Raw genomic sequence first — 15,445 nt, 5'->3', positions numbered from 1 at the left:
GGCGCTTTTCCCAAATGCATGTAATGGCAATTTCAGGCGTGGAGTTGCACTGCTCATGCTCAATATGTGCGTTGCGAAATCCAAAACGCACAGTTTACCCATGCCAGCAATCCAATGTCGATTTGTCAGATTAGCTTGCGAAAAGGATGCTAACGTGAACATTGACACCATGCGCTTCTCTCACATTCTCGAAGCCAACGGCCTCTATGACCTGAACTACTTTTTCTCGCGCACAGCTTTTGTCATCGCGCACAAGAGCGAATCCCTTGACACCCTGCTCGGCGTCATCTGGTATCTGCCGGTCAACAGTCCCATTTTGATTGTGACCAACTGCTCCCAGGCGGAGGAAGAGGCACTGAGGCAGGGATTGCTCAGAAATCTGGCCGGACATCGCGAGGTCTATCTCATTCATCAGAAAGATGAGGCGATTGCGCGTTTCTTCCTGAGATACGGCGTGCATACTATTCTTGGTGCAGATGGCAAGGTGGTGAATGGCAAGGGCGAGGGCATGTATATTGGTGCGTTGATGGCCTCGCTGCTCGGCTATCCCGAATGGATCGTTTTCTACGATGCAGATAACTTTGTTCCAAATGCTCTGATGGAATATACCCTGGCGATGAGCAAGCTCTTCTTGCAGGAAAAGCAGGAGCGTGCTCAGTTCGACACGATGCTCCCATACCTGCATAACGTGCGCATTTGCTGGTCGTCCAAACCCGCGATTGGCAGCGGCTCCATCACGCCCGGAATACTCGGACGTTGTACGCGAGTTGTTTCTCCCCTGATGACTACGCTCGCCGCCGAATGGTTGGGCGCTGGCGACGACAGTACAATCATCACCTCAAATGCTGGTGAGCAGGGCTTTACGATGAGGACCGCGCAAACGCTACGCTTCTCCTCCGGCTATTCGGTGGAAACCTTCCAGTTGCTTGATCTCTTTGCACACGCGCTGACATCGCAGCAGCCGGGACACGTGCTTTTGCAACAATATCAGGCTCAAAGCCCACACTTCCACGAGAAAAGAGACGACCAGCATATTCAGCGTATGATCGCCGACAGTCTGGGAGGTTTCCTCCACTTTAAAGACCTGCTCCCTCCAGTCGTTGAGCGTCAGTTAGAGCAAATCTGCAATGAGATGCAGCTTGAAATTACGCCACCTGTTCTCTATCCAGCACTGCTTGATCTGCCTCTAGAGCGGAACGATATTCTGTCTACCGAGCACTATCATCTGTTTGCACAGGGAACCGGTCTCACGGAACAGGAGGCACTGTGCGGCTAATCGTCGTGCGTCATGGCGAGACGCTCAACAATGTCGAGGATCGTTTCACCGGTCAGTCAGATGTGCCCTTGAGTCCGCTTGGAGAGCAGCAGGCGCTCGCTGTGGGCGCTTATCTGGCAACTGATCGCTTTGACGCTATCGTATCATCTGATTTACAGCGCGCCCAGCTCACGGCTCAGGCGATTGCGAAATATCATCAGCTTTCTGTTGAGGAAGATCCACAGTTGCGCGAGCTTTCGCTGGGACAGTGGGAGGGCAGGACACCGGCAGAGGTTCAGGCTGTCGAGCCTGATGTGCTGATGCGCTGGCGTGCCGATCCTTCAACCTCGGCTCCGGTGGGGGGAGAAACTCTGATCCAGTTTCGCGACCGTATCGCTCGTGGCCTGGATCGCTGGCACAGCCGCTATCCCGATGGTACCGTTCTCTGGGTGGCTCACGCGGGTTTGATCGGCGTGCTGGTCTGTCATCTGCTGGGGATCGATCTCAATCGGCGCTGGCAGTTCCATCACGACAACGCCTCAGTGACCGAACTGCTCATTCGGCCCCCGCGAGTGAGTCTGGTGCGCTTAAACGAGACCGCCTTTTTGCGTCAACAGTATCAGGAAGTTCTATTACGGGAGAGCCTGTAGCCTCATCCGCTGTTTCATGGTAGAGACCTACCATGAAACAGCCCGCCAGAACCACCATAATAGCTCTCATGTATTATTCGGGATTAGCTGCCGCAATGACTTGTTTTTGAGTCACTGCCGCCCCAGTAAACAGTTCCTTTCCATTGTATAGAACCTGTAATAGCAATACAGACACCTTTCGCAGAAACAGCCACAGGGCCTGCATAAGAATGGTAATTACCAGTATCGTAATCCTGCTCGCTAGGGTTACAAGGAACACCTGGCTTATTAGTTGTCCCACTTGGAGCAGTATGATCAGAGGGGTCTCCAACAGCCTTGCCACAAACATCAAGAAAAACACGCATCTCCTTAGTTCCACTCGATGCAGGACCTGAAGCTCTGGTCCAAGCGCAGTTATAGCCGGTAGATCGATTATAATAGAGATCGACTTCACCTATCCTGGTATCATGTGCAGTAATAGGATACACATCCACCAGCGCGCCAGGATTCGCACAATGAGTAGTGTCGCCTCCTACCTGTGGAGCCAGGCTGGCCGCCTGCGAGGTCTGAGCGCTCCCTGCTGCAAGAACGACCGCCACAATCGCCGCCAGAAGCAACTGGGGAATGAGACGCCATCGATACTTTTTCAAACCAGTTTTCAAGTAATACATGAACGTTTTGCCTTCCTAAGTCTTTCATATACAAATCTATACCTGGAAATGTGCTTAGATGAGCCACAGTTAAGCTTATCAAGCATAAGGGGGATTAAAAAAAGTATAGAGAGGTAGGAAAAACGCTGCAAGAGGAAAAGAGGGACAGTAAAGTTCCTCGTCCCTCTTCTCATCAGGCTTCCCGCTATTGTTCCGCTGTATCGCCGGGGTTGTCTTCTGTCGGAATGAGTTTGCTCTGTTGCTTGCCGCCAGTATTGGCACTCATCAACGTTGCCAGCCAGCGCGTCTCCTGATTGGTGTCCAGAATGAAGATTACCAGCACGGTGAGCGGAACGGAGATCAACGCGCCCAATGCTCCAAAGAGCCAGGTCCAGAAGATAAACGAGAAGAAAATGATGCTTTGCGAAACGTTGAGGCCGCTCCCCATCAGGCGCGGAGTAATGACATTATCGCCGATCAGATTGATCACAAACAGCGCGACGATGACGATCAACGCACTCAAAGGGCCGTGTTGCAACAGAGCGAGAGCAACGGGAGGAATGCAGGCAATCACGATGCCAATGTTAGGGATATAGCTCAAAAAGAAGATCTCGATGCCCCACAGCAGCGCGAAGTCGATGCGGAAGAAAAAGAGAAAAATCGTTGCGCCAGCTGCCACAATCACGTTATTGAGGGCTTTGAGATAGAAGAATTGCTGACACGCAACGCTAAAGCGTGTTCCAACCTCTAGAGCAGACCTGGCTTTCTCCCCACTCTGGCGGAGCTTGTTTGCAAAGTTCTCCGCCTCCAACATGGCGAACAGCACACCCAGAATAATCAAAAACGAACTGGTGAGGCTCTCTATCGTGGATCGCAAGAAGTTGGAGATGGTTCCGAAAAGGCCCGGCGCGTTGATAGCACCAGTGATATCGTTGATATCGATCCCTAGTTGTTGCAACAGCGGGAGAACCTCGGTGAGCAGCGTTTTGAACTGCTTCTGGTAGGTGGGAAGGCGTTCATCGAGATTGCTTAGAGAAATATAGACAATGAGAAATACGAGCGCGATAAAGATGAACAGGCCCAGCAAGATCAGCAGCAGAGCAAGCCAGGTGGGGATATGTTTGCTCTGAAGCCAGCGCAGCATCGGCAGGCAGAGCACTGCGATAAACAGGGAGAAAAGGATAGGTGCTAAAATGGGCGAGAGGAACTTCATACCAGCTATGATAATTGCCAGGCTCGCTCCCACTATAATTGTTCGTAACGGAAGAGAATCTTTCCAGGAGTTGATCAGCACAAACAGTCCTTTCGTCTTCAAGCTCAAACAACCAATCTATGTGTACTACGAATGAACCAATCATAAGTAGGAAAACAATCTCTTATCAGTCAGCAAGATGGACTATAGTTGACCCATTCCTGGCCTTATGCGGTGTTGGGATCATCGAGTATAGTTTTGTTATGACCAGCGGTTATCTCTGATCCTACGTATTTTGTTGCCGCCATCTCTCAGGAGGTCAGATAATGACTATTGAACAAACCACACCTGATATGCCGTCGCGACAAGACAAGCTCTTCACTCTGGATTGGTATCGTACGCTTCCTGGCCCGGCAGTGCATATATTCTGGGCCTCTTTCCTCGGTTGGGCACTGGACGCCTTTGATTATCAGATCTTCTCGTTCGTCTTAACTGCAATAGCCGTCGCTTTTGGCCTGACAAACACACAATCTGGCCTGATCGCTACCTCGACGCTGGTAGTCTCGGCCTTTGGTGGCGTGCTGGCAGGTGTGCTGGCCGACTCTATCGGACGAGTAAAAACGCTGATGATAACCATCGGCGTCTATGCCCTGTTTACATTTCTTTCAGGGCTGGCCCCCAACTATCCACTGCTCCTGACCTTTCGTACGTTGCAAGGTCTGGGTTTCGGCGGCGAATGGGCTGCTGGTGCGCTCGTCGTAGCTGAGGTGGCGGATTCGGTACAGCGAGGACGCGTGCTGGGCATGGTGCAGAGTGCATGGGCAATTGGTTGGGGTCTGGCCCTGATCGCCTACACGCTCGTCTTCAGCTTTGCTCCCCCGGCGTATGCCTGGCGTATTGTCTTCTGGCTGGGCGTACTCCCTGCGCTTATCATCGTCTATGTCCGTTTGAAGATACCGCCAAAGTCGGAAGCATATGTGCCTGATGAGCATGCAGGCAAGAGGATCTCGCTCTGGCAGATCTTTCAACCGCCGCTTTTGCGTAAAACGCTATTAGCGTCACTGCTGGCTGTGGGAGCGCAGGGAGGCTACTATGCAATCTTCACCTGGCTACCAACCTTTCTTAAAACGGAGCGGCACCTCTCGATTGTGGGCAGCGTTCCCTATCTCGCCACCGTGATTATTGGTTCGTTCCTGGGGTATGTTATTAGTGGCTATATCAACGACTGGCTGGGTCGTCGCCCTACCTTTGCCCTGTATGCCGTCTGTAGCGGGCTACTGATCTATCTCTATACGCAGATCCCAACAGGGGCAAACGTAGTGCTGCTGATCCTGGGAGCGCCGCTGGGCTTCTTCGCATCGGGCATCTTCAGCGGCTTTGGCTCCTATCTGGCGGAACTCTTCCCCAGTCAGGCAAGAGGTGCCGGGCAGGGCTTTACCTATAACTTTGGGCGCGGTCTAGGAGCCTTTTTCCCGACGATTATCGGTCTGCTCTCCGTCACGGTCGGTCTGGCTGGCGCGATTGGCTTTGGCGCGCTGGGCTACGCTCTCTGCCTGCTTGCCCTGCTCTTCCTACCAGAAACACGAGGCGAGCATCTGGTAGCGACCGATTAAATTGTCATATTGGTGCATCCGGCAAATGAAACCGGAGAGCCAAATATGGCAGGGGCGATGGCTGGTCCTCGCTCTGGTTTGCCCCATCGTGTGGCCTGTGGAGCCGGGCGAGGACCAGCCATCGCCCCTGCCATATTCCTCCACAATTAAGAGATACAATGAAGGAGATGCGCAGGTTTTGTTGAAGGAGATGATACGATTATGACTCACTTATTGGCTGGCGTTGATACCGGGGGAACCTTCACGGATATCGTGCTGTTGCAGGATGGCAAGCTGAAGGTCTTCAAGGTACTCTCAACCCCGGATGATCCATCGAGAGCCATTTTGAGCGGTCTTGGACAGCTGAATGCCATGCAAGATCTATATGTCCTCGTACACGGTTCGACGGTCGCGACCAATGCGGTGCTTGAGCGCAAGGGCGTGCGTACTGCGTTGATTACAACCGCTGGCTTCCGTGACGTGCTGGAGATCGGTCGGCAAACACGCCCCAAACTCTATGATCTGCGCGTCCAAAAAGTGCCCCCGCTGGTCCCTCGTTCGCGCCGCCTGGAAGTCGTCGAGCGGCTCAATGAGCGCGGCGATGTGTTGATTCCGCTGGATGAAGCCTCGCTACAAAACGCCCTCGCTGCCTTGCAGGAACAGGATGTCGATGCGGTGGCGATCTCACTCCTCTTTAGCTTCGTCAATCCCGCCCATGAGCAGCGCGTGGCTGAGGCGGTTCGCGCAACCGGGCGCTACGTCTCGGCATCCTGCGAAGTTTTGCCCGAATTTCGCGAATATGAACGCACCAGTACGGTCGTGCTAAATGCCTATATTGGACCGTTGATCGACCGCTATCTGGAACGACTTGAGCAAGAGCTACCGACACACGCCCTTCTGCGTATCATGCAATCCAATGGCGGCTCGATATCAAGCATGATGGCCCGGCGCGAGGCGGCGCGAACCCTGCTCTCCGGCCCGGCGGCAGGTGTGGTGGGAGCAGCGTTTGTTGCCCGCGCCTCCAATTTTTCGCAGATCATCACGCTTGATATAGGCGGCACCTCAACAGATGTGGCGCTGGTCGATGGTGTCATGACCGAGACGACTGAAGGCAAGATCGGCGGCTACCCTACAAAATTGCCGATGATCGATATCCATACGGTGGGTGCTGGCGGTGGTAGCATGGCCTGGTTCGATCTGGGCGGCGCGTTGCGCGTTGGTCCCGCGTCGATGGGGGCCGATCCTGGTCCAGCTGCCTATGGACGTGGCGGCGACGAGGCGACCGTAACCGATGCGCATGTCGTGTTGGGACGACTGATCCCCGATGCCTTCCTGGGCGGTGCGATGTACCTGGATATGGAGGAGGCAACCAATGTAATAGGCAAGATTGCGCGCAGACTTGGCACTTCGCTTGAAGAGGCGGCGCTGGGCATTATCCGTATCGTCAATGCCAATATGGAGGCGGCGATCCGTGTGATCTCGGTCGAGCGCGGCGGCGATCCGCGCAATTTTACGCTGGTTGCCTTCGGTGGCGCTGGTCCGCTGCACGCCTGCGAACTGGCGGCGGCTCTGCGCATTCCACGTGTGCTGATACCCGCAACTCCGGGAGTTCTCTCGGCGCTCGGCATGTTGATCGCCGATATCCTGAAAGACTATGTGCGTACCGTGATGGTACTGACCGAAGAGGCACAGAATGTGGTCGCCTCTGCCCTCGATGAGCTTGAGAGCCAGGGACGCGCCGATCTGTTGCACGAAGATGTTCCGCCCGAAAAGATCGTCATCGAGCGCTATCTCGATCTACGCTACAAGGGACAGTCGTACGAATTGACAATCCCATTTGATGGGGATCTGACGCGTGCCGCTAACGACTTCCACGCAGCCCATGAGCGACGTTATGGTTACTGCGATCCCAACGAGCGCGTGCAGGTAGTGAATGTGCGGCTCAAAGCCAGAGGTCTCGCCACCGCGCCCGTATTAGAGCAACAGGAGATGGTGAGAGGTACCTGTGCTGAGCCAGTGATGAGGCGCAAGGTAACATTCGCCGAGTCGGAACAGCCAGCGACCCATGAAGTGCCTGTATACGAACGCTCAGCCTTGTTTCCTGGCTATACTTTTACCGGACCTGCCATTATTACGCAATATGATACAACCACAGTGGTTCCTCCTGGCTGGCATGGACACGTGGATGCTGTCAGCAACCTCATCATTGAACCGACTGAGGCGCAAGAGAGAGAAGAAAGGACTGTTTCGTGGTAAATCCTATCAGCCTGGAAATATTTCGTAGCGCTCTGACTGCGATTGCTGAGGAGATGGGTGTGGTGTTGACGCATAGCAGCTACTCGCCGAACATCAAGGAGAGGCGCGACTTCTCCTGCGCCCTCTTCGATGCTCACGGTCAGCTCATCGCTCAGGCAGCCCACATCCCGGTGCATCTCGGCTCCATGCCCGATTCGGTGGCAGCGGCTCTCGTCTCGTTCGACCACTTCGCACCCGGAGATATCATTGCACTTAACGATCCCTTTCTCGGTGGTACTCATCTGCCAGATATTACCCTCATTGCACCTATCTTTGTGGAGATCGACAACGAGCAATGGTTGATCGGGTTCGCAGCCAATCGCGCGCACCACTCCGATGTCGGGGGCATGTCGCCGGGTTCGATGCCGCTGGCAACCGAGATTTATCAGGAAGGTCTGATTATTCCACCGATCAAGCTGTGGGAAGCTGGTCAGCCCAATCGAGCGCTGCTCTCGCTGCTATTGCGTAATGTGCGTACGCCGGACGAACGGCGCGGAGATCTGACGGCCCAGGTTGCCGCCAATCGCACGGCTGTTCGGCGCTTGCAGGAAATGGTTGATCGCTGGGGACTCCCCACGCTGGAAGAACACTTCGAGGCGCTCATCGCCTACGCCCGGCGCATCACAGAGGCCACGATTGAACAGATCCCCGATGGCACCTACCAGTTCACCGACTATCTCGACGATGACGGCATCAGTGAGACGCCGATCCCTCTGACCGTCGCTGTCATCGTGCGTAACGATCATGTGACCGTCGATTTTACCGGCAGTAGTCCGCAGGTGCTCGGCAACGTCAACACGGTGGCGGCGGTCGCGAAATCTGCCACATATTACGTGATTCGCTGTTTGATGCCCGACGACGCCCCGATGAATCATGGCACCTTCGCACCCGTCACGGTGATTACTCCTGGTGGAACGGTGGTTAATGCGCGCCCACCTGCCGCCGTTGCACAGGGCAATGTGGAGACTTCACAACGCATTACGGATGTTATTCTGGGAGCATTTGCACAGGCGTTGCCCGACGTTGTGCCAGCGGCCAGCCAGGGAACGATGAACAATATTACGGCGGGTGGCATCGATCCGCGCACGCAGCAACCTTTCGCGTACTATGAAACAATGGGTGGCGGCATGGGAGCGCGTCCAGGGCTGAACGGGCTTTCGGGAGTGCATACCCACATGAGCAATACTCTGAATACTCCTATTGAGGCGTTCGAGTATGCCTATCCTTTGCGGATCACCCGCTATCAACTTCGCGATGGCTCCGGTGGACGCGGCGCTGCTCGTGGAGGTGATGGTCTGATTCGCGAGATTACTTTTGAGGTTCCTACCACCGTCACACTGTTGACCGAGCGCCGCCGCTTGCCTCCCTATGGACTGCATGGAGGAGAGCCGGGCAAGTGCGGCGAGAATCGTCTGCTACACGAGGGACAGGAGACATTGCTTGCTGGAAAGGCCCATTTTCGCACAGAGCCAGGAGATCGCCTGATTATTGCTTCTCCCGGCGGCGGCGGATGGGGCCAGGATGTGGAAGGACGCAAGGATGAAGCCCAATCAACGACTCCGACATGAGCGAGAACTGCGCGGATGGTCCCAGTCCAGGGTCGCGCAGGAAATCGGCACCCTGGAACGCAATGTGAGCCGCTGGGAACGTGGCGTCTCGTCGCCGTATCCCCATTATCGCGAAAAACTCTGCGCACTTTTTGGCAAAAGTGCCAGTGACCTCGGTTTTATTGAGGATGAGGGCGAAGATGAGCCATTCACGCCCTCTCCCCCATTGTCGGCCTCGCTCTATGATCCGTTAATCCCTCCCCTGCCCAATGAGGGACGCAATCTAGTGGGTCGTCAGGACGTGCTTCAACGTCTAGTGGAACAGGTGTGTGTTGGAAAAAATGTGGCGTTGAGCGGTCTGCCAGGCGTGGGCAAAACGGCGCTGGCGATTGAGGTAGTGCATCACCCCCGCGTGCTTGAGACGTTTCGTGACGGTATCCTCTGGGCTGGCCTGGGTCCACATCCCAATCTTCTAGAGCAGCTCAGCCGTTGGTTACAATATACTCGTATGTTGCACTATCCTCATGAAGAGACAAAAGCTGTTCAGGCGGACGGAGAGTATCAAGGAAAAGCTGAGCCGTCCAACGATATCGCACTGGTGACACGGGCTGTTGCTTTGCGAGAAGCTATCGGGACGCGGCGCATGCTGCTGGTTGTTGATGATGCGTGGGACCGAGAGGCAGTGCTTCCCTTCAAAGTGGGCGGCCCCAATTGCGCGCTGCTAGTTACCACGCGCTTTCCAGGCATTGCTGTGAGCCTGGCAAGCGATAGTGCCCATATGCTGCACGAGCTTCCTATTCATGATGGTCTGGCTCTGTTAACACAACTGGCTCCGACAGCAGTAGCGCATGATAGAAGGGCTGCGAAGGTGCTTGTGCAGGCGGTGGGAGGACTGCCCCTGGCCCTGACGTTGATGGGAAAGTATCTTCAAACTCAAGCGCACAGCAACCAGCCTCGCCGCGTTCGGGCCGCGCTGAAGCGTTTGCACGATGCGCCCCAGCGGTTGCATTTAAGCGAAGCCCAATCCCCGGTAGAGCGCTCGCCAAGCCTGGAAGCTGGCACCCCGATCTCGTTGCAGTCAGTGATTGAAGTGAGCGATCAGCAATTGGAGGAGCCAGCGCGGGCCGTGTTGCGCATGCTCTCCGTGTTCCCTCCCAAACCCAATAGCTTTTCGGAAGAGGCTGCACTCGCCGTTGCCCAGGCTCCGGTGGAAGTCCTCGATCAATTGTCCGATGCGGGCCTGCTTGAGAGCAGCGGCGCCGGACGCTACACCCTGCATCAGACCATTGCCGACTACGCCAGCACCTCCCTGACCGAAACGCTGGCAAGCGAACGGCTCGTAGCCTATGTCGTGGCCTACCTTGACAAGCATGCAGGCGATTACGAGTTGTTAGAGCGAGAGGGCAGCAACATTCTGGCTGGCTTGAAATATGCGTTTGAGGCGGGACAGCATCCCAGGTTTATGCAGGGCGTCGTGGCCTTTGCGCCGTTCCTGCTGGCTCGCGGCCTCTACGAACAGGCAAAGCTCCATCTCCAGCGAGCCTACCACCTCGCGATCTGGTCCGGCGACACGCTAACGGTCCTGCCGGTGCTATTACATCTAGGCCATGTGGCCTCAAAGCAGGAGGAGTATAATCAGGCCGAAGTGCATCTCCGCGAGGCGCTGCTGCTCGCTCGTGAGCGCTCCGAAGACCATTTTATCCGTGAAGCTCTGACCTATTTAACTCAAGTAGCTCGGGCAAGAGGCGATACAGCACAAGCAGAGGTATATTCAAAACAATTAAATGAAACAGGTTCGTAGCTTCCCGATAATTGGTGCATCCAGCAAATGTTCCGGGGAGAGGAGAGGTTCTCCCCACCCGTAGCGACAAGGGGTGGTGTGGAGGGCTACGGGGGCCTTGCGCTTGTCGCTCTCGCCCCCAAATGGTCCTCTCCCTCTGGCAACGTGGCGAGCAGCGATGAAGGGGAGGGCGACAAGCGCAAGGCCCCCACAATCCCTCCACACCACCCCTTGTCGCTACGGGTGCCCAAACATCTTCTGCGCTCAGAGCTATTCTCCCTTCACTTGCCGGATGCACCAATTATGAACTTTACCAAACGAATCCAGCAATCTCTTTCGTAGTGGAGCGATTTATCGCGTTGGTGGAGGTGCTTCTGATGCGGTCCCAACGCGATAAATCGCTCCACTACGAATTGAGTCTCCACAATAACACACATTCTCATCTTATTTGATTTTGAGCATTTTTCATGCTATGCTACCTGTGCAATGGTGCAAGGTTAATGGTTATATATCAGGATGATATAAGAAAGGATTAGCATGATGCTCATGAAACGACCATGCCCTCAACTTCTCAATGTTTTGCTGAGCAGTACAGTTCTCCTGGCTTTTAGCCTGCTTGCTCTGCTCTCGCCATCGGGCGCAAGAGCTGCCAGCACTCACGCTCTGGCACCAAATATCCAGGGCGATCTAGCAGCTCATGATCCCACTCTCATCAAGCAAGGTAGCACGTATTATGTCTTCTCGACAGGTGGAGGGATTCAGATCAGAACGTCGCCTGATCTTGTAACCTGGACCGACAAAGGCACCGTTTTTAGCAGCATCCCATCCTGGGTGACAAGCGCAGTTGGCTCGATTACCGATCTGTGGGCACCCGATATTCATTATGTCAATGGTATCTATTACCTCTACTATGCCGGGTCCACCTTTGGCTCGAATAACTCGGTTATTGGCCTGGCTACAAATGTCACGTTAGACCCGTCTGATTCGCGCTATCACTGGGTTGATCGGGGGCTGGTCCTGCGCTCAACGACCTCGAATAACTACAATGCCATCGATCCCAACCTGTCCTTTGATGGCAACGATGTGCCCTGGCTGGCCTTTGGTTCCTTCTGGAGCGGTCTGAAGTTGCGCCGCCTCGATGCCAGCACCTTTAAGCCCTCGTCAAGTGATACGACCATCTACGCGCTTGCACAACGGGCCTCGCCTGATGCAATCGAAGCCTCCTACATCTTCCATCACGGCAGCTACTATTATCTTTTTGCCTCCATCGATAATTGTTGTCAGGGGGCAAACAGCACCTACAAGACCGTTGTGGGACGTTCGAGCAGCATTACCGGCCCGTATATGGATGAATCGGGTGTACGCATGGATCAGGGTGGGTATACGATCCTGTTGCAAAGCTCCGGCAATATGCGCGGTCCCGGCGGAGAGTCGCTCTACCAGGATGGGAGCAGAACGCTGCTGATCCATCACTGGTACGATGCCTCTGCCAATGGAGCCGTCAAGATCTATATCCGACAGGTGAATTGGAGTAGCAACGGCTGGCCGACGTTAAGCAGTCCCATTAGCTAGCGCCTTTGCATAGCTTCGACGGGTTGCCGCGCCTGCTCTGGTCGGGTCTTCTTCTCGCTCAATCGTATCACAAGCAGTATGCCCACCAGAGCGGCGCTCCCGGCATACAAACCAACAGCCCACCACGCCGGGCTATCGGTGCCAGTGAAGATGCTATGGGTTAGCGCGAGGAGATAGACCCCGAATGTCACGATATGGAACTTGCGCCACCAGCTATAGCCGATGTAGGGACGTAACCATGTACTGATGCCCACTGCCAATCCCAGGTAGAGGCCGAGAATGCCCAGCGCCATCCAGACGGGCCGGTAGCTGGTGGCAAAGGGGATGAAGATCTCTTGCCAGCCAAAATGGGTGAAGGGATCGAACCAGGCTGTCAGTACATGTATGGTTGTAAAGATCAGGCTGAGCAGCGTCAGAAAGTTATGTAGCTCGTTATTGATCAGACGCGGCCATTTCGCAGCTGATTGCCAGTGAGAAGAGAGGGCCAGCCCTGTAATGACCGAGAGGCAGAGCAGCAGGTAGGCAGTCAGGCCGCTTGCACGTACCAGCGTCCAACTAATTGATGTCCAGAGTTGCATTATTTTTCCTCTATTGTTTGCATACGATCTATCGGCCAGGAGCCAGCGGTCGTCCATCCGCCATCCTCGCAGAGAAACAGACCAGCGAGTCCATATTTGTGTAGAAAGGCTTTGCCGTCCTCCGGCCCCAGTAGAAAAGCCACTTTCGCCGCGACTTCGGCCTGTTCGCAGCGTCCGGCTGCCACAGAGACGGACCAGAGGGCGCTCTGAGCCGATTCTCCCGTGCGCGGATCGATCAGGTGGTGTCGTTGTTGGGTGCCTTGCTGCCAGCGACGGCGGCCCGTCCCCGAAGTTGCCAGCGCGCCACTTCGCAAGGGAATATTCCAGGTAACATCTTTCCCCTGAACGCCAACCGACCAGTGTTCCATATGAGTAGGCAGGCCAAGCACGGCCAGATCACCACCCGCATTGACCAGGGCCGTTTGAATGCCAAGCCGTTTGAGCCGCTTGAGCGAGGCGTCAACCGCCATGCCTTTCGCGATCCCGCCGAAATCCAGCGCAGCGCCTTCCGGTAGCGTCACATACGATTGCTCGCCATCGTGCTGGATCTTGATTGCTCGCCAACCGCCACCGGGAATCGCTGCTGAGAACACGTCGGGCAGGCGCAACGGGAGAATATCAAAGCTGCGATCATAGCCTATGCGCACCAGTTGGTTGAGCAGGGTCGGATCAAACATCCCTTCGGTCGCCTGCGCCGCGGCCAGAGCCGTTTGCAGCACGTCAAGCAACAACCGACTGACCCGAGTTGACTGGCCTGACGCACGATTGAGCCGCGAGAGTTCGCTATTGGTTTGAAAGCGGCTCAACGTCTGTTCCCAATGGGCAAACAACAGACGCACCACCTCGCCTCCTTGCTCTGCCTGTCCCTGTGGCAATAGCAGTTCAATAATGGTGCCCATTGCACGAAACTCCTGACGCTGCATACCAACAGGTAAGAAGAGATCCTTATGAGGAGTGGGAGCGAGTGACTGGCTGCTGGCCTGAGCTGGACGAGCCAAATTGATCACCTCCCTGCTGCTGGAAAAAGCTGCCAGACGATGAATCACTCGATGAGGAAACATCGTCATCATTGTGTCTATGATGATGGCGCTCACCTGAAGTCGTCGTCTGCGTATTGTTGTTGGAGGTGGTCGTTGTGCTAGTGGGCTGCTGCTCCGTCGTGGCCGATGCCGGTAAATGGGTGGCAACCAGGCCAGCAAACGCACCCATGCTCGCCAGAGAAGCCACGACAATCCAGCGCTTCCAGGCATTGACGAGTGCTCTGGCACGCTCCTTTGGCATCCGCGCACCACGCTCTACCGATGATGTCGCAGCTTCTTGCTCTTGATTGGCCCTGAATGCCGTCTCTTGATACGCGGGTTGATATGGTATAGATGGCTGGTCGTATACATTTTCTCTATCGTCTTGAAGAAACATTCGCGATGTCCTCCGCACTATTGTTAAAATTCATCATACTGCTGACGGTTACTACCATAACACTCTTGTATTGGAGGTTCATTAGAAAGATGTGTGGAAACTCTCAAATATTCTTCAAGAGATCATCAATTTCCAATCTGGCTCCAATATTGGTATAGTAAAGTACAGATGGTATAGTAGCGACAATCCCTTGCGGTTGTCGCCCATCCCTTTGGCATGTCAGCACTTTTGGAAAAACAGAGAGGAAAGTTGTGCGAATCCTGGTTGTCGAAGATGAGCGGCGTCTGGCCACTTTGTTGCGTCGCGTCCTGCTGGAAGAGCGCCACACGGTCGATCTGGCCCTGGATGGCGAGAAGGGGCTGCTGCTTGCCACCAGCGGCACCTATGATATGGTGATTCTCGATGTGATGCTGCCAGATGTTGATGGCATTGAGATCTGCCACCAGATGCGCAACCAGGGCGTGATGTCTCCCGTCTTGATGCTGACTGCGCGCGGTGCCGTTGAGGATCGGGTGCGCGGCCTCAACTCAGGTGCCGACGACTACCTGACCAAACCATTTGCGATGGAGGAGCTACTGGCCCGCATCAACGCCTTATTGCGGAGACGTGATCGACCGCTGGAAATGGAGACTCAGTTGTGCGTTGGCGATCTGAAGCTCGATCTAGTGCGGCATGAGGCGCAGAGAGCTGGACATATCATCGAATTGACGGCGAAAGAATTTGCCTTGCTGGAATATCTGATGCGACATCCGGGCCAGGTACTCACGCGTACACAGATTATCGATGCGGTCTGGAGCTATGATTCGGAGGCACTCTCAAACGTGGTGGATATCTACATACACTATTTACGCGATAAGATCGACCGGGGCTTCTCTCGTTCGCTCATCAAGACGGTACGTAGTGTAGGCTATAAGATCGAAGGCTGATGCGCTGGTTGAG

General features: G+C 54.9%; 15 protein-coding genes. 9 read left to right on the top strand and 6 right to left on the bottom strand.

Annotated features, from left to right (window positions below; translation table 11 throughout):
- The first annotated feature begins 154 nt into the window (after positions 1-154).
- Together K3T83_RS19675 and K3T83_RS19670 are read left to right on the top strand one after the other, a co-directional pair.
- Positions 155-1,276: a mannosyl-3-phosphoglycerate synthase gene (locus K3T83_RS19675; protein ID WP_220204662.1), complete on the top strand. Its 1,122-nt coding sequence runs from the start codon at positions 155-157 to the stop codon at positions 1,274-1,276.
- Positions 1,267-1,905: a histidine phosphatase family protein gene (locus K3T83_RS19670; protein WP_220204661.1), complete on the top strand. Its 639-nt coding sequence runs from the start codon at positions 1,267-1,269 to the stop codon at positions 1,903-1,905. The genes K3T83_RS19675 and K3T83_RS19670 overlap by 10 nt, the downstream gene beginning before the upstream one ends.
- Before the next feature lie 83 nt (positions 1,906-1,988).
- Here the strand turns inward: K3T83_RS19670 and K3T83_RS19665 are convergent, their stop codons facing one another.
- Positions 1,989-2,555: a hypothetical protein gene (locus K3T83_RS19665; RefSeq protein ID WP_220204660.1), complete on the bottom strand. Its 567-nt coding sequence runs from the start codon at positions 2,553-2,555 to the stop codon at positions 1,989-1,991.
- A gap of 184 nt (positions 2,556-2,739) precedes the next feature.
- On the bottom strand, positions 2,740-3,855 hold the full coding sequence (locus K3T83_RS19660) for an AI-2E family transporter (protein WP_220204659.1): 1,116 nt from the start codon (positions 3,853-3,855) through the stop codon (positions 2,740-2,742).
- A gap of 197 nt (positions 3,856-4,052) precedes the next feature.
- On the opposite strand from K3T83_RS19660, the gene K3T83_RS19655 reads away from it, so the two are divergent.
- Positions 4,053-5,339 carry an MFS transporter gene (locus tag K3T83_RS19655; protein WP_220204658.1) on the top strand — a complete coding sequence of 429 codons (1,287 nt, stop codon included), beginning with the start codon at positions 4,053-4,055 and terminating at the stop codon, positions 5,337-5,339.
- On the opposite strand, the gene K3T83_RS19650 is transcribed toward K3T83_RS19655, so the two are convergent.
- Positions 5,336-5,473: a hypothetical protein gene (locus tag K3T83_RS19650; protein ID WP_220204657.1), complete on the bottom strand. Its 138-nt coding sequence runs from the start codon at positions 5,471-5,473 to the stop codon at positions 5,336-5,338. The genes K3T83_RS19655 and K3T83_RS19650 overlap by 4 nt on opposite strands.
- Positions 5,474-5,540: 67 nt before the next feature.
- Here K3T83_RS19650 and K3T83_RS19645 point away from each other — a divergent pair, with 67 nt between their 5' ends.
- The 5 genes from K3T83_RS19645 (at position 5,541) to K3T83_RS19625 (ending at position 12,512) form a co-directional block, all read left to right on the top strand.
- Positions 5,541-7,574: a hydantoinase/oxoprolinase family protein gene (locus tag K3T83_RS19645; RefSeq protein ID WP_220204656.1), complete on the top strand. Its 2,034-nt coding sequence runs from the start codon at positions 5,541-5,543 to the stop codon at positions 7,572-7,574.
- On the top strand, positions 7,568-9,181 hold the full coding sequence (locus tag K3T83_RS19640; RefSeq protein WP_220204655.1) for a hydantoinase B/oxoprolinase family protein: 1,614 nt from the start codon (positions 7,568-7,570) through the stop codon (positions 9,179-9,181). Before K3T83_RS19645 ends, K3T83_RS19640 begins: the two co-directional genes overlap by 7 nt.
- Complete coding sequence (locus K3T83_RS19635; protein WP_220204654.1) at positions 9,153-10,961, top strand: NB-ARC domain-containing protein; 1,809 nt, start codon at positions 9,153-9,155, stop codon at positions 10,959-10,961. The genes K3T83_RS19640 and K3T83_RS19635 overlap by 29 nt, the downstream gene beginning before the upstream one ends.
- A 78-nt stretch (positions 10,962-11,039) precedes the next feature.
- On the top strand, positions 11,040-11,282 hold the full coding sequence (locus tag K3T83_RS19630) for a hypothetical protein (RefSeq protein WP_220204653.1): 243 nt from the start codon (positions 11,040-11,042) through the stop codon (positions 11,280-11,282).
- Positions 11,283-11,486: 204 nt separating this feature from the next.
- The gene (locus K3T83_RS19625) at positions 11,487-12,512 is read left to right on the top strand and encodes an arabinan endo-1,5-alpha-L-arabinosidase (protein WP_220204652.1); all 1,026 of its coding nucleotides are present in this window, start codon (positions 11,487-11,489) and stop codon (positions 12,510-12,512) included.
- Here the strand turns inward: K3T83_RS19625 and K3T83_RS19620 are convergent.
- Genes K3T83_RS19620 through K3T83_RS19610 form a run of 3 tightly spaced genes read right to left on the bottom strand, consistent with a single transcriptional unit; the run spans position 12,509 to position 14,506 of the window.
- Positions 12,509-13,090, bottom strand: a complete 582-nt coding sequence (locus tag K3T83_RS19620; RefSeq protein ID WP_220204651.1) for a ferric reductase-like transmembrane domain-containing protein — start codon at positions 13,088-13,090, stop codon at positions 12,509-12,511. The genes K3T83_RS19625 and K3T83_RS19620 overlap by 4 nt on opposite strands.
- Positions 13,090-14,088, bottom strand: a complete 999-nt coding sequence (locus tag K3T83_RS19615; protein ID WP_220204650.1) for an FAD:protein FMN transferase — start codon at positions 14,086-14,088, stop codon at positions 13,090-13,092. Before K3T83_RS19615 ends, K3T83_RS19620 begins: the two co-directional genes overlap by 1 nt.
- Positions 14,036-14,506 (bottom strand): hypothetical protein, encoded by a 471-nt coding sequence (locus K3T83_RS19610; RefSeq protein WP_220204649.1) that lies wholly within the window; start codon positions 14,504-14,506, stop codon positions 14,036-14,038. The genes K3T83_RS19615 and K3T83_RS19610 overlap by 53 nt, the downstream gene beginning before the upstream one ends.
- A 251-nt stretch (positions 14,507-14,757) precedes the next feature.
- Between K3T83_RS19610 and K3T83_RS19605 the strand changes: the two genes are divergently transcribed.
- Positions 14,758-15,432: a response regulator transcription factor gene (locus K3T83_RS19605; RefSeq protein ID WP_220204648.1), complete on the top strand. Its 675-nt coding sequence runs from the start codon at positions 14,758-14,760 to the stop codon at positions 15,430-15,432.
- Positions 15,433-15,445 lie beyond the last annotated feature (13 nt).

This window comes from Reticulibacter mediterranei, assembly GCF_016587455.1.
The sequence above is the reverse complement of the archived record's forward strand: the minus strand, read 5'-3'. Positions and strand labels throughout refer to the sequence as shown.